Raw genomic sequence first — 13087 nt, forward strand, 5'->3', positions numbered from 1 at the left:
TTAAAACCTGAAACCACTTTATTTACCTAAATTTATATCCCGAACCAACAAATCACTAAATCGACAACTTGAAGGTTGTAGCACAAATAAAGGAGCCGGTCAATAGAGAAATGGAACTTTTTGAAGCCAAGTTCCGCGAGGCGATGTCTTCAAAGGTTGCGCTCCTTAATCGTATTACCTATTATATAGTTAATCGTAAAGGCAAACAGATGAGGCCTATGTTTGTTTTTTTGACCGCCAAACTTTTAAATAACGGGGAAGTGAACGAACGTACCTATCGAGGAGCCTCGGTCATTGAATTAATTCATACCGCCACCTTGGTACACGATGACGTGGTCGATGATAGTAATAAGCGAAGGGGTTTTTTCTCGGTCAATGCCTTATGGAAGAACAAGATTGCCGTTTTGGTGGGGGACTACTTGCTGTCAAAAGGCCTCCTACTTTCGATTGACCATGGTGATTTCGACCTCTTGCGTATAATTTCAGTAGCCGTGCGTGAGATGAGCGAAGGAGAACTACTACAAATAGAGAAAGCAAGGCGTTTAGATATTACCGAAGAGGTCTACTACAGTATCATCCGTCAAAAAACCGCCACCCTGATCGCAGCTTGCTGCAGCCTTGGAGCTTGTTCGGTGAAGCCCGATTCTCCCGATGTGGAAACTTTTAGAAAATTTGGCGAACTGTGCGGAATGGCTTTTCAAATAAAAGACGACCTCTTTGACTACGGGGAAGAAAAAATTGGAAAGCCTACTGGTATCGATATCAAAGAGCAGAAAATGACCCTTCCCTTAATTTATACCCTGAATAATTGTTCAAAAGCGGATAAAAAATGGTTAATCAATTCTGTTAAAAACCATAATAAGGATAAAAAGCGGGTCAAAGAAGTAATTACTTTTGTCAAAGATCATGGGGGGCTTGAATATGCCGTTCATAAAATGTTGCATTTTAAAGAGGAAGCCCTGACACTGTTGGAAACCTATCCGGATTCTGAATTTAGAGATTCACTTAAATTGATGGTAAACTACGTGGTTGACCGTAAGAAGTAGAGGCATTACGCCTTCCCTCAAGATACAATAGGTTGTAGCACCTAGTTTTTTACTAGTATTGCCCTTCGCGGACAACCTTTTACAAAATTCAAGCGTCTATCTATATAGAGTATAATTTTTTAACGTTGAAAATCATTCCATTTTACAAAGACGAAAAGCAGCTTATTAAAAGAGCTGTATCAGGAGAACCCTCGGCACAACGACACCTCTATGAGAAGTACGCTCCAAAAATGCTTGGTGTATGCCGAAGATATATTGGAGACCTTCAATTTGCAGAAGATGTAATGGTCGGAGGTTTTGTGAAAGTATTTAAAAATCTTCATACGTTCAGGGGTCAGGGTAGCTTTGAGGGTTGGATTAGAAGGATTATGGTGCGGGAAAGTATTTCCTATTTAAGGAAAAGACAATTTGTGGTGTACGATGGAGATCTTTTCGAAAAGGTAGGTCCACCTAGTACTAGAGATGCTATGGAATTCGACGTGGAACATATTCAGAGGTTGATCGATGGATTACCCGAGGGCTATCGAACCGTATTCGTGCTGCATGCGATTGAGGGCTATAAGCATCAAGAGGTTGCCGAAATGCTTGATATCTCGGAAAGCACTTCAAAAACACAATATTTTAAGGCCCGTAAATGGCTACAGCAGAAATTCAAAGAACAAAATATAATAGGGTATGGCACCGAATAAATTTGAAAAATATATACGGGAACAGTTGCGCAATCAAGAGATAAAGCCATCGGAAAGTGCTTGGGAACGCGTTTCGGCGAAATTGGAGGCCCAACAACGGTCAAAAAGGAAGTACCCAGTTTGGTATGGTATTGCTGCAGCACTGCTCGGTGTCTTGCTTGTTTCCGTATGGTACTTTCAACAGGATAAGGTTCCGGTTCCCGTGCCTTCTGTGGTGTCGAAAACAGTTGAAAATTCAACCGGTTCTGAAAGTCGGGACGAAAAGGATACCCCTGTAATAGATGACCTAGTTGAGATCAAAATGAACACCGACAAAGTAGTGGCAAACGGTCCAGAAAACGAAAAGCCGGTCGCTCATGATGAGAAAGAAGCAGAGATAGCGGCTATCGAACCTGTACCCCAGGTACAAGAGAAAGTGATGGTCGTAACCCAGGCCTATGAGGGCCTATCGGAGGCCTTGATAAATACAAAAGTTTCGGAAATTGTCGCTCAGGTCGCTATGTTGGAAAGGAATAATACGACAGTTTCCGAGGCGGAAATCGATGCCCTTTTACACGAGGCACAACAGCAACTGCTCAAAGAGAAAATTTTCACCAAAGATAATTCCGTTGACCCCGCAGCGTTATTGGCCGATGTCGAACAAGAGCTTGACAAGTCTTTTCGCGACCAATTATTCGATGTCCTAAAAGAAGGCTACATTAAAGTTCGAACGGCCGTTGCAGACCGTAATAAATAAATTTCATCAATCATTAATCAATCTCCCTTTATGCTCCTCTTCGTACGGAGGGGCTAGGGGAGTGCTAAATTATAATCCTATGAAAACTATAGTAATCCATTCCGTGATATGGGTGTGTATCTTTTTTATGCACCGGCTAACGGCCCAAGAAGACCAAACCTTAGACTATCAAATCGCACAACTTGAAGAAAAAAAACAAAAGGTGACCGATGAAGAACGTGAAGCCCTAAAACTCGAAGTGCAACAAATTAATCAAAGGTTGGAAAGGGAGGAAATTTCAACGGAAAGAGCACAAACATTAAAAAATAAGGCCGCCGAAAAGCACGCCCTCAATATAGAGAATAAAATAGCCATTTTAGAGAATACGATTGAATTGCTGAAACGTGAGGGCACCGTTGACCTCAATATGCAAACCAACAATATCGAGATCGGTTTTGGTGCCGACGATGATCAGGGAGATATCTTGTTTGGCATCAAATACAATTCGGGAAACCAAAAGAAGGTTATCTATGACCGCAGAACCTATGGAGATCCCGTTCTTGCTTTCGGCCTTAATAATGCCATAATTGAGGGAGTTTCTTTAGACGATTCACCTTATAAAATTGGAGGAAGCCGATTTTTTGAAATCGGATGGGCATGGCGCACGAGGGTCTTTAAGAATTCTAATTTTTTACGGTTGCACTACGGAATTTCGTTTCAGTTCAATGGATTAAAAATAATGGATAACCAATATTTTGTCATTGAAAACGATCAAGTACGTTTGAAAGAATTTGATAGGGAACTCAAAAAGTCAAAGTTCAGGAACGACAACCTTGTTTTTCCATTGCATTTCGAGTTAGGCCCCTCAAAGCTGAAAAAAAATAAAGATCGTATACGGTATTCGATTCATAATCAATTTCGACTTGGCCTTGGCGGCTACGCCGGTCTGAATTTATCGACCAGACAAAAACTAAAGTATGAAGTTGATGGGGAAAATGTTAAGGAGAAACTGAAACGAAATTACAACACTTCAAATTTCATTTACGGTCTAAGTGCTTATGCTGGTTTCGACGGTGTTCAACTTTATGTCAAGTACGATCTGAATCCAATTTTTAAGGATGCAGCTATTGCGCAACGAAATATTTCTTTAGGCTTACGGTTTGATCTGGATTAAGAGTGATTTAGGGCGCTTTCCATCTCTTCTGTAAACTCATTCTCAAAGTAAACACGCTTGCAAAAAGAGCACTCGGCAATCATTTTGGTTGAGATCTTAAACAGTTTTATCCAAAATAAATGGAACCAATTGGTCGACTTAGATGCCGTAATGGTTCCTGTTTGTTCGCAATATGGACAAGTAACGGTATCAAGTCGCATGGTTTCCGTTTTTCCAGGCCGCGTTCCAAAGAAAAGAATCATGAGATGAGGTTAACGTTCAATGTACTCTAAGATACAAAATGATTGTTTTTTACGCCAGTAGAGTATCCCTATCGATTTAGCCTTTGAGCATGCATTTTATGTAAGACCATACTTCCTTTAATTCTATCTTTACGTATATTGGCATTTCTTCAAAAAACGAATATCCTTGATAACAAAATCGACAATAGACAAAGTATATGAAACCGCTCGATTAGAAGAGGTTATCGGTGATTTTGTGCAGTTGAAGAAATCAGGCTCCAATTTTAAAGGATTGAGTCCGTTTACCGACGAGCGAACGCCAAGCTTTATGGTATCGCCGGTCAAACAGATATGGAAAGATTTCAGTAGTGGGAAAGGGGGCAATGTAGTGGCATTTTTAATGGAACACGAACATTTTACGTATCCGGAGGCCATAAAATATTTAGCCAAAAAGTACAATATAGAAGTCGAGGAGACAGAGCGTACCGATGAAGAAAAGCAGGAAGCCAATGAACGCGAAAGCATGTACCTGGTTTCGGAATTTGCTCAAAAACACTTCGCTGAGATGTTATGGGAAACGGAATTGGGCAAGGCAATTGGCCTCAGTTATTTCAAGGAAAGGGGATTTGACGATGATATCATTCATAAATTTGGACTGGGTTATTGTCTGGACCAATGGGATGGATTTACCAAAACAGCACTTGATAAAGGATATAGGCTTGAATACCTGAAAAAAACAGGTCTTACCATTGTAAAGGAAGATCCTCAAAACCCGAATAATTCGAAGACCTTCGACCGTTTTAAAGGCCGGGTAATGTTCCCCATTCATTCCATGAGTGGAAGGGTACTTGGCTTTGGAGGCCGAATTCTAGGTAATGATAAGAAGGCTGCTAAATACCTCAATTCCCCTGAAAGCGAAATTTACCACAAAAGTAAGGTGCTCTACGGTATCTATTTTGCTAAACAGGCCATTTCGAAAGAAGATAATTGTTATTTGGTCGAAGGCTATACTGATGTCATACAGCTGTATCAACGAGGGATACATAATGTGGTTTCCTCCAGCGGAACAGCTTTAACCTCGGAACAGATTCGGTTGATCAATCGATTGACCAAGAATATTACAGTGCTTTTTGATGGTGATGCAGCAGGGCTTCGTGCCTCGTTACGGGGAATAGACTTGATTCTCGAACAAGGAATGAACGTAAAGGTCTGCACCTTTCCCCAGGGAGACGATCCGGATAGTTTTGCCAAGAACAACGAACTGGAAGATGTCTTGCACTACCTAGATGAGAACGCAAAAGACTTTATTCAATTCAAGGCAAACCTTTTGGCCAAGGATGCGGCCAATGACCCCATAAAACGGGCTGAAACGGTTCGTGATATCGTCAACAGTATAGCTAAGATACCCGACGCCATCAAAAGGGAAATCTATATTCAAGAATGTGCCCATATTATGAAGGTCTCCGAAGGGGTACTTTTCAGTACGCTTGCACAAATTGGTAAGAAGGGTTTGGCCGATGCTTCAAAAAAGGCCAGGGATGAGCAAAAGACTTTTGAGGTCGTTAAAAATGAAAAGGCTGAGAAGGTCGATGTGCAATTTGAATTAGAACGTAAGATTATTGAGATTCTGTTGCTTTATGGCAACGAAAAACAGCAATTCGAAGATTTGGTGCTCAAGGAGAACGATGCGGGCAACCTCGTATTGGAACCCGAATCATTGGAAGTGAAAGTATACGAAAAGATATATCTCGATCTACAAGAGGATGAAATAGAACTGGCCAATGAACGTTTTAGGGCACTTTATTATAGATTAATAACCGCTTTGAACGAGAGCGATGATTTTTCGATTAATACTTTTCTATCGGATTTAGATCAAATAATGGTCGCTGAAGTTTCTTCTATTCTAATGGAGGAAGAAAAATATGTATTGCATAACTGGGAAAGGAAGGATATCTATCCGAAAGGTAAGCAAGAAGGGGTCAATCAGTTGGTGAGCGAGACTATTTTAACGTTACGGTGCTTTCTCATAAAAAAAAGAATGAAGGCCTTGCAAAAGAATACTTCGGAAACCGAGGCGGAATCCGATAATCGGGAGACTTTGGAAGAAATCATGAATTACCTCCGCCTTAATAAATTGTTGAACGAAAAATTAAACAGGGTCCTTTCATGAAAAAACCCCGTAAATGAAGATTTACGGGGCTAGATAAATTTTAGTGGTAAGCAGCACTAGTAGAGCTCAAGAGCCTTGGCCTGCTGTAGAAGATCGACCATATTATCGACATTCAATTTTTTCATCAAACGTGCTTTGTAAGTACTTACCGTCTTTTCGTTGAGATTGAGACCAATTGCTACGTCTTTGTTTCTTTTTCCGCTGGCTAAAAGCTTTAAGACTTCTACTTCGCGAGTGGAAAGTTTTCTGAAGAACCTTCTCGGTTTTTGCGTTCCCTCGTCGAAGGCCAATCTTTGGGCAAGCTCATTGGTGATGAACATGTTGCCCTCACTTACTTTTTGTACAGCTGAAATAATATAATCCACATCAGATGCTTTTGATAGATAACCAAAGGCACCCGCTCTGATGGTACTCAATGCATACACATCCTCTGATTGTCCACTGTAGATCAATACTTTTACATCAGGATATTCCTTTTTGATTTTTCGAAGGGCTGCAATACCGTTGATTTCAGGAATATCCATCTCAAGCATCAAAACGTCGGGAGATAAACTCTTCAATTTCTCGAAGAGCTCAGAAGTTGTAGAGACGGCATCGATAACCTCGAAACCATTGGCAGCTTCCAAAACATGTGTAACACCCATTCTTATTATCGGATGGTTGTCGGCAATCAATACTTTAATCATTTGTTTTGTTTTTCACGATATTAAACGCTGGATAGCCGTCTAAAAATACTGACATGCAATGTAGGGCTTTAATATCTTATTTGTTTCACAAAATTCATATTTTTTTCAATAAAAGCCTGAATTTTATGATTTTATTCGATTAGATAACCGCCTTTTAGGTCAAATTGCTAAAATAACGAATCAGGAATCTCACATACCGGTATGGGAATCATCTTATGTCGATTCGATGAATTAAATTTCAGGAATATACGAAATACTTCTTTTTCCCGACCTGAAAAATCATCAATAGCTTTTCCTTCTTCTTGCATTTTCATTGCCCATTCCAGCTCAGGGTACGACGCTCCTATTTGATCTTCGTCCGTTCTATCATCTCCCCATAGTCCGTCTGTAGGCGGTGCCTGAATAATATCTTCGTTGACTCCTAAAGACGCTGCCACTTCATATACTTGGGTTTTTAATAAATCTGCAATTGGACTCAAATCTACGCCCCCGTCACCATATTTAGTGTAAAACCCTACACCAAAGTCTTCTACCTTATTACCTGTTCCAGCCACTAGGTAGCCTTGTAAGGCAGCAAAATAATAGAGTGTTGTCATCCGTAAGCGGGCACGGGTATTTGCCAGTGACATAAAACGCTCTTCTTCATTGTCGACCGAAGGCAAGGCAGCTATCAGGCTATCGAAAACCGGGGTTAAGTTTACGGGTTGCCGCTTTACATTCGTATAATTCGACTGTAGCCATTCTATGTGGCGAGATGCACGGTCGACTTGATTCTCGGCCTGGTGGATTGGCATTTCGATACACATTAGATCAAGGCCGGTCTTGGCACAAAGGGTCGAGGTTACAGCAGAGTCGATTCCGCCTGAAACTCCGATAACAAACCCTTTGGTGCCTGCTTTAGATGAATACTCTTTTAACCAGTTTACAATGTACTCAATGACCTTTTCTGTTTTCATAGGGTGTAGATTATGTAAGAAACGACTAACTTTGTCTGTTAAAAATAGCGTCTTGGCATTAAATATTAAAATGTATAGAAGAATACTTTCTCCTACAAAGTGTATTTTTAGTGTTTTGATAATTTCAGGCCTTTTTTATGGTTGTGCTGATACTGATAAGAAAGCCGAAGCAATTGAAAAAATAGAAATAGACCTTCAGGTGTACCGTTTTGAACGAGAGTTTGCCAACGTCGAACCAATAGGTCTATCGAATCTAAAGCAAAAATACCCTTATCTTTTTCCGGCCCAGTATGCCGATAGCGTTTGGATCGCCAAGCTTAGCGACTCCATTCAACTGGAACTTTTTTCGGAGGTAGGACATGCCTTCGATGACTTTGACGATGAGTCGGACAAGCTCGATCTTCTCTTCAAGCATATCAAATTCTATTTTCCGAATTACAATATTCCAAAAATCATTACGGTAACTTCCGAAGTGGATTATAATAATCGAATTATTCTTACGGATAGCCTTTTATTGATTGGATTGGATAATTATCTGGGGGCCGACCACAGGTTTTATCGTGATATTCCGAAATATATTGCGAAAGGTCTTGATCGTCAATATTTGGTAAGTGATATAGCCAGTGCCTTTGCCAAACAGGTCGTGCCCCGACCTCAAGATCGAACTTTTCTTTCCCATATGATTTATTATGGAAAAGAACTATACCTGAAAGATAAGATTATACCCTTTGATAGCGATGCCCAAAAAATACAGTATACTGAAGATGAATTGACTTGGGCCAAAAAAAACGAAGAGCCTATTTGGCGTAACTTTATAGCGCAAGAATATCTGTATAGTACGGAAAACACATTGGATAGGCGCTTTTTAGACCCCGCCCCCTTTTCAAAGTTCGGATTGGAACTTGACAATGAATCTCCTGGGCGGATCGGGCGCTATATGGGGTGGCAGATCGTTCGTTCGTTTATGGAAAATAACGAGGTATCGCTTCAGCAAATGTTACGGATTTCCGCGGAAGAACTATTCAAACAATCCAAGTATAAACCCAAAAAATAATATGGCGAATTTACATACTTCTGAAATTACCCTTAAAGTCGGTCTTGACGAAAATCGAGTTCCCGAGGAGTTGACTTGGTCAGCACAAGATGGGGGCGTGGTCAACGAAGAAGCGAAGGCCATGTTGTTATCCGTCTGGGATAGTAAAAACAAGGAGTCCCTTAAGATCGATTTGTGGACCAAAGACATGCCTGTTGATGAAATGAAGATTTTCTTCCACCAAACTTTGGTGTCACTTTCCGATACGTTTATGAAGGCCACACAGGATGAAAAAATGACGGCTACCATGAAGGATTTCTGTGCTTATTTTGCCGAGAAACTGGACTTGAAATAAGGCGTTCACTATAAACAACGAATACAGATACCCCCTTGTTCATGATGATGGCGGTTGATAGGCGGGCACTACATTATCTATCGGTTTGATGGTCTTTAAATATTCAAATATGGCGGTGATATCTTCGTCGGTCAAATAGGCATAATGTTTAGGCATGGGGGGCATTATCGGTCTTGAATCGTCAAGGCCTTTGAATTTGGCTTCTCGAAGCGCTTTTTTGAATTGTTCCAAACTCCAATTTCCTATTCCTGTTTCGTGCGGCGTGAGGTTACCCGCATAGGAGGTGCCCCATGGGCCTACGGCAGCGGTTAGGTCGCCGGCAAAAAGTACCCATGGACCAATGGGCACATTTTCAGGCACAGGCGGCAGGGATTGTGAGCCGTCAAAGCCCATTAGATATTTGTCCATATCATGGATTGGGCCTTGGGCAGTCATTTTTTTTGGAGTATGGCAATCGGCACACCCCAATGCATCGACCAGGTATTTTCCGCGCTCAAGGTTATTTTGAGATTCAACTGTAGTCTCGATCATTTCTGCTTCCGAGTTTTTCTTGTCATGGCAAGCGATCAGAAAAATCGCTACTAGGCATACCATGCTTAATGGTTTTGTTTTCATAATTGTAAAAGGTTTGATAGTTATAAGAAAGTCGGGAGGTTTTAAGAAAACCAAGACCCTTCCCCCAAAGGGCCATGATTTTCTTTGGTCAATTTGGTTGGAATGCTTTAAAAAGAACATACGGCTGAAGCTGCTAGGAATTTAAATTTTAATATCCCCTGAAGCTATTGATTTCCAGATGGAGGTGGAATAGCCATATCATAATTAGGTGCCGTTGCCAAAACTTTTTCAATAATTTCAGGACTGACCGATTTTTCAATCGCATTGTTCTCATTCTCTGGCACACCAAAAGTGGTAAAGAATTCGGAAAAGCCTTTCGGACTATGTATGTTTACCCACGTACAAGGCCTTTCACTAGTGTTTGAAAAAGTATGTAAAGTGCCTGGCGGTATATCGATCGATTCCCCCGCTGTAAAAGTTTTGGTCGTACCGTTGATCATAAACTCCATTTCACCCTCTAAAATCAAAAACGATTCTTCGTAGTTGCTGTGAATGTGAGGTGGAGGTCCTTGTGATTTAGCAGGAGTTTGAAAGTGCGCGAGATCGTAATTACCCGAAGTTGGATGTAGGTTGACCTTATGTCCTAGAATCCATAAAGGTTGGTTATTTTTCATTTATGAGATTTTTGTCTCACAAGTATAATTACAAATTTTCTAATTACAAAATTTTATAAGACATTTGTCTCGTGAAAAAGGAACATTTGCTTTCCGGAAGAAAAAGACAGAAGCTGACGACCCGTAGAAAGATTCTACAGGCGGCCAACGAACTGTTGAAATCAAAACGTACGCTAAGTATGGAGGCCATTGCTTCCAAGGCTGGAATTTCAAGGGCAACCGTGTATCGGTATTACTCCAGTACCGATTCAATCGCGACTGAATTGATTTTGCAACTTAATGTGCCCAGTGGGGATAGTTTGAAGGTGAAGTTCAATAACCAACCCCTAATGGATGCATTATTGGGCATACAGGAAACCTACCTCGATTTTATTTTCGGAAACGAGATACCCTCAAAAAAGTTTTTGGGAGCCATGCTGTCTTCGTCCGACCCTAAACTTGAAAGGGGCCAAAACCGTATTACGGCCATCCGAAATTTTTTTGATGATAATGAGACCGGTCTCAGTGAAGGCGCTAAAAAAAATCTCACGCACGTTGCCGTTCTATTGATGGGCATTGAGGCTATAATGGTCACCAAAGATGTCTGTAAACTTACCAATGTACAATCAAGGGAAACCTTGCGTTGGGGCCTTGAAATGCTGGTGAAGGGTTGTTTGGCAGAAGATAAATAGATTGATAAGGTCAAAAAAATCTCGCTAAACCTCTTTTTTCAGTGCCTTTTGGCATATTCCGTTTAGCGTATTATGCCTTGACCAAGCCATACCGATACTCGTCCCAAAATTCACCATTTTTGAAGATTGCTTTTTTAGAAATACCTTCCCGCAGAAACCCGTTCTTTTCCAAGACCCTCATCGATCCCAAATTATATTCGAATACCCCGGCGTAGACACGGACCAAACCTAGTTGTTCGAACGCGTGTGAAACCAATAGTGAAATCGCTTTCGTGGCCAGGCCCTGTCCCCAATACGGTTCACCCACCCAGTAACCGATTTCCGCGGATTTTCGATAGATATCTTTTTGCCGTATCAAGCCGCAAAGACCACAAAATTCCCCTTCATAATCAATGACAAATACTACTTCAGTATCACTTTGTGCCTGATGTTCGAAAAACTCTTGCGCGTTCTTTTCCGTATAGGGGTGACCAAAAGCATCGCGTACATTATCCCAGATTTTTTTGTTGTTGGCAAGTTGGGCCATAGGTTTGACATCCGTTTTCCGAAGCTTACGCAAATGTACTTTAACCGCTTGCATGGCCTAAAGTTACGAATGCATGACGTATTATCATTTGTTCAATGATTTTCAAGGAATTCCATCACAGCCTTATCCACCGCTTCCGGTTGTTCGAAATAGAGGCCGTGGGAAGAGTTCTCAATGGTAATCAATTCACTCAGTGGCAATAGCCGGTGCAATTCATTTGCAACCGCACCGAACCAGTCGGGGGAAAGGTCTCCTTTTAATAACAGTACTGGAATTTTTAGACTTTTGATTTAATTGGTATCCAAAGTTACGTTCAATCGGTCATCGCCGCGCCCCAGACCTCTGGTAGATTGTCCATTCAGGCCTGTTTTACCACAGGGGGCACCTCATCGATGGAAAAACCATCGCCTAAGACTCCTTTTAAGAACCATTCTACTCCCTTTTCGTTGTCATCATCTTGGAAGGCCGTTGCTGCGGACCCCAGATTCTTTCGTTTAAAAGTATCGAAACTGGCCTTGCCCGCTTCGGAGGCATTTTCCAACAAGGAGATGGCCGGGGGTTCTCCCAATACCATGGATTTTACCGCTTCGGGATGGTCTAAGGCCATGGTTAGGGCGGTATAGGCCCCATAGGAATGACCTACCAGATTCACTTTTTTTAATCCCATCTTTTGAATCAGTGCGTACAGGTCATCGGCATGGATCCGGACGGAATAATCCGCGGTTTGATCAAATACCTTTTTGTTCGGCCACGCATAGCGACGGCTGTAGGCAATGACATGGGTGTCATTGGAATAGGGTTCCATTCGGGAAATCCAAACCCGGTAATCGCCTACCGTTCCATGTATGAAAATTAAGGGCTCCCCGGAGCCTTGCTCGATGTAATGGAGTTTTTCCCCGCGGATATCGACCGATTTTGGCCGGTCGACCATGAATGTCTCGGTTTGGGTTTGAGTGCTTTGGTTTTGGGTTTTGCAGGCGGTAAAACTTATTGAAAGGAAGAGTAACAGAATTAGTTTTAAGGTTTTCATGGATTGTTCTTATAGTAAAAGGCAATTACCTTGACTCCCGTCCGAACCGAGTCAACTCTAACTGACCATGATTTGTATGGTACCGGGTAGCTTTTGACCCTTCAGAAAGGAATTTTAATTTTAAAAATATTGTGGTTACGTGAGAAAATCTCCTTGTATCATTCTTTATTGATCCTCCATTTCCTCCATTTTTTTGCCCACATGCGCAATAACCTCATCAAAGGCCTTCGAGGGATTGAAATCGATGAACTTGATATCCTTTTGTACGATAGCCGTATGGCCCGGTGGCAAATAGAACACATCGTTGGCTTGCAGCAATTCCTTGGTTCCGTCGTCGTAGATAATCAGCATTTCCCCTTCCAAAACGTAGCCCCAGTGTGGACAATGGCAGCTATCGTTGGACAGACCTTCAAGTAAGGGTGTGAAATCGGTGCCTTTGGGCAATTCATTGAAGCAAACGGTCATGCCGCCATAATTGGGTTGGGCGCGCATCGTGGTATCGGGTGCCTGCATGGTGGTCGGAATTTTGTTTTTATTGAGTTTCATACGCTCTGAATTTTAGAATTTTCATAAGATTATTTTTGGT

The 13087-nt window shown here is 41.6% G+C and carries 17 protein-coding genes; 8 read left to right on the plus strand and 9 right to left on the minus strand.

The genetic code is table 11. From position 1 onward, the window contains the following. Nucleotides 1–68: 68 nt before the first annotated feature. The 4 genes from F2B13_RS16805 to F2B13_RS16820 all read left to right on the plus strand — a co-directional run bounded on the left by F2B13_RS16805 (nt 69) and on the right by F2B13_RS16820 (nt 3624). On the plus strand, nt 69–1046 hold the full coding sequence (locus tag F2B13_RS16805) for a polyprenyl synthetase family protein (protein ID WP_149277277.1): 978 nt from the start codon (nt 69–71) through the stop codon (nt 1044–1046). A gap of 125 nt (nt 1047–1171) precedes the next feature. Further along, entirely contained in the window at nt 1172–1735 is a 564-nt protein-coding gene (locus F2B13_RS16810; RefSeq protein WP_149277278.1) for an RNA polymerase sigma factor, read from the plus strand. After that, nucleotides 1722–2471: a hypothetical protein gene (locus tag F2B13_RS16815; protein WP_149304704.1), complete on the plus strand. Its 750-nt coding sequence runs from the start codon at nt 1722–1724 to the stop codon at nt 2469–2471. Before F2B13_RS16810 ends, F2B13_RS16815 begins: the two co-directional genes overlap by 14 nt. Nucleotides 2472–2550: 79 nt before the next feature. Further along, the gene (locus F2B13_RS16820) at nt 2551–3624 is read left to right on the plus strand and encodes a hypothetical protein (protein ID WP_149277280.1); all 1074 of its coding nucleotides are present in this window, start codon (nt 2551–2553) and stop codon (nt 3622–3624) included. Here the strand turns inward: F2B13_RS16820 and F2B13_RS16825 are convergent. Beyond that, nucleotides 3621–3866, minus strand: a complete 246-nt coding sequence (locus F2B13_RS16825; RefSeq protein WP_149277281.1) for a zinc-ribbon domain-containing protein — start codon at nt 3864–3866, stop codon at nt 3621–3623. The genes F2B13_RS16820 and F2B13_RS16825 overlap by 4 nt on opposite strands. A gap of 166 nt (nt 3867–4032) precedes the next feature. On the opposite strand from F2B13_RS16825, the gene dnaG reads away from it, so the two are divergent. After that, the gene (gene dnaG, locus F2B13_RS16830; RefSeq protein WP_149277282.1) at nt 4033–6015 is read left to right on the plus strand and encodes a DNA primase; all 1983 of its coding nucleotides are present in this window, start codon (nt 4033–4035) and stop codon (nt 6013–6015) included. Nucleotides 6016–6071: 56 nt separating this feature from the next. Here the strand turns inward: dnaG and F2B13_RS16835 are convergent, their stop codons facing one another. After that, nucleotides 6072–6701 (minus strand): response regulator, encoded by a 630-nt coding sequence (locus F2B13_RS16835; RefSeq protein WP_149277283.1) that lies wholly within the window; start codon nt 6699–6701, stop codon nt 6072–6074. A 167-nt stretch (nt 6702–6868) separates the two neighbouring features. Then, entirely contained in the window at nt 6869–7657 is a 789-nt protein-coding gene (gene nadE, locus F2B13_RS16840; RefSeq protein WP_149277284.1) for an NAD(+) synthase, read from the minus strand. Between the two features lie 70 nt (nt 7658–7727). On the opposite strand from nadE, the gene gldB reads away from it, so the two are divergent. Then, nucleotides 7728–8711 (plus strand): gliding motility lipoprotein GldB, encoded by a 984-nt coding sequence (gene gldB / locus F2B13_RS16845; protein WP_149304705.1) that lies wholly within the window; start codon nt 7728–7730, stop codon nt 8709–8711. Nucleotide 8712: 1 nt separating this feature from the next. Next, nucleotides 8713–9045, plus strand: a complete 333-nt coding sequence (gldC, locus tag F2B13_RS16850) for a gliding motility protein GldC (protein ID WP_149304706.1) — start codon at nt 8713–8715, stop codon at nt 9043–9045. A gap of 39 nt (nt 9046–9084) precedes the next feature. Here the strand turns inward: gldC and F2B13_RS16855 are convergent, their stop codons facing one another. Both F2B13_RS16855 and F2B13_RS16860 read right to left on the minus strand, forming a co-directional pair. Next, nucleotides 9085–9660, minus strand: a complete 576-nt coding sequence (locus tag F2B13_RS16855; RefSeq protein WP_149277287.1) for a c-type cytochrome — start codon at nt 9658–9660, stop codon at nt 9085–9087. Between the two features lie 164 nt (nt 9661–9824). Next, nucleotides 9825–10274 carry a cupin domain-containing protein gene (locus F2B13_RS16860; RefSeq protein WP_149277288.1) on the minus strand — a complete coding sequence of 150 codons (450 nt, stop codon included), beginning with the start codon at nt 10272–10274 and terminating at the stop codon, nt 9825–9827. Nucleotides 10275–10345: 71 nt separating this feature from the next. On the opposite strand from F2B13_RS16860, the gene F2B13_RS16865 reads away from it, so the two are divergent. After that, complete coding sequence (locus F2B13_RS16865; RefSeq protein WP_198439897.1) at nt 10346–10945, plus strand: TetR/AcrR family transcriptional regulator; 600 nt, start codon at nt 10346–10348, stop codon at nt 10943–10945. 70 nt (nt 10946–11015) lie between these two features. Here F2B13_RS16865 and F2B13_RS16870 read toward each other — a convergent pair whose 3' ends face one another. The 4 genes from F2B13_RS16870 to F2B13_RS16885 form a co-directional block, all read right to left on the minus strand. After that, on the minus strand, nt 11016–11525 hold the full coding sequence (locus tag F2B13_RS16870) for a GNAT family N-acetyltransferase (RefSeq protein WP_149277290.1): 510 nt from the start codon (nt 11523–11525) through the stop codon (nt 11016–11018). Nucleotides 11526–11563: 38 nt separating this feature from the next. Next, nucleotides 11564–11761, minus strand: coding sequence for an alpha/beta fold hydrolase (locus F2B13_RS20825; protein WP_149277488.1), 198 nt, complete (start codon nt 11759–11761; stop codon nt 11564–11566). Between the two features lie 68 nt (nt 11762–11829). Then, nucleotides 11830–12501 (minus strand): alpha/beta fold hydrolase, encoded by a 672-nt coding sequence (locus F2B13_RS16880; protein WP_149277291.1) that lies wholly within the window; start codon nt 12499–12501, stop codon nt 11830–11832. A 165-nt stretch (nt 12502–12666) separates the two neighbouring features. After that, a complete protein-coding gene (locus F2B13_RS16885; protein ID WP_149277292.1) occupies nt 12667–13047 on the minus strand; it encodes a cupin domain-containing protein in 381 nt (126 codons plus the stop codon). Nucleotides 13048–13087 lie beyond the last annotated feature (40 nt).

The organism is Pareuzebyella sediminis, assembly GCF_008367235.1.
GTDB classification, from domain to species: Bacteria; Bacteroidota; Bacteroidia; order Flavobacteriales; family Flavobacteriaceae; genus Pareuzebyella; species Pareuzebyella sediminis.

Excerpts from the sequence above, each read along its gene's own strand:
- F2B13_RS16880 (WP_149277291.1), bottom strand. The coding sequence starts at position 12,501 with ATGAAAACCTTAAAACTAATTCTGTTACTCTTCCTTTCAATAAGTTTT.
- F2B13_RS16885 (WP_149277292.1), bottom strand. The coding sequence starts at position 13,047 with ATGAAACTCAATAAAAACAAAATTCCGACCACCATGCAGGCACCCGAT.
- gldC (WP_149304706.1), top strand. The coding sequence starts at position 8,713 with ATGGCGAATTTACATACTTCTGAAATTACCCTTAAAGTCGGTCTTGAC.
- F2B13_RS16820 (WP_149277280.1), top strand. The coding sequence starts at position 2,551 with ATGAAAACTATAGTAATCCATTCCGTGATATGGGTGTGTATCTTTTTT.
- F2B13_RS16825 (WP_149277281.1), bottom strand. The coding sequence starts at position 3,866 with ATGATTCTTTTCTTTGGAACGCGGCCTGGAAAAACGGAAACCATGCGA.
- F2B13_RS16855 (WP_149277287.1), bottom strand. The coding sequence starts at position 9,660 with ATGAAAACAAAACCATTAAGCATGGTATGCCTAGTAGCGATTTTTCTG.
- F2B13_RS16835 (WP_149277283.1), bottom strand. The coding sequence starts at position 6,701 with ATGATTAAAGTATTGATTGCCGACAACCATCCGATAATAAGAATGGGT.
- gldB (WP_149304705.1), top strand. The coding sequence starts at position 7,728 with ATGTATAGAAGAATACTTTCTCCTACAAAGTGTATTTTTAGTGTTTTG.
- F2B13_RS16860 (WP_149277288.1), bottom strand. The coding sequence starts at position 10,274 with ATGAAAAATAACCAACCTTTATGGATTCTAGGACATAAGGTCAACCTA.
- nadE (WP_149277284.1), bottom strand. The coding sequence starts at position 7,657 with ATGAAAACAGAAAAGGTCATTGAGTACATTGTAAACTGGTTAAAAGAG.
- F2B13_RS16815 (WP_149304704.1), top strand. The coding sequence starts at position 1,722 with ATGGCACCGAATAAATTTGAAAAATATATACGGGAACAGTTGCGCAAT.
- F2B13_RS16870 (WP_149277290.1), bottom strand. The coding sequence starts at position 11,525 with ATGCAAGCGGTTAAAGTACATTTGCGTAAGCTTCGGAAAACGGATGTC.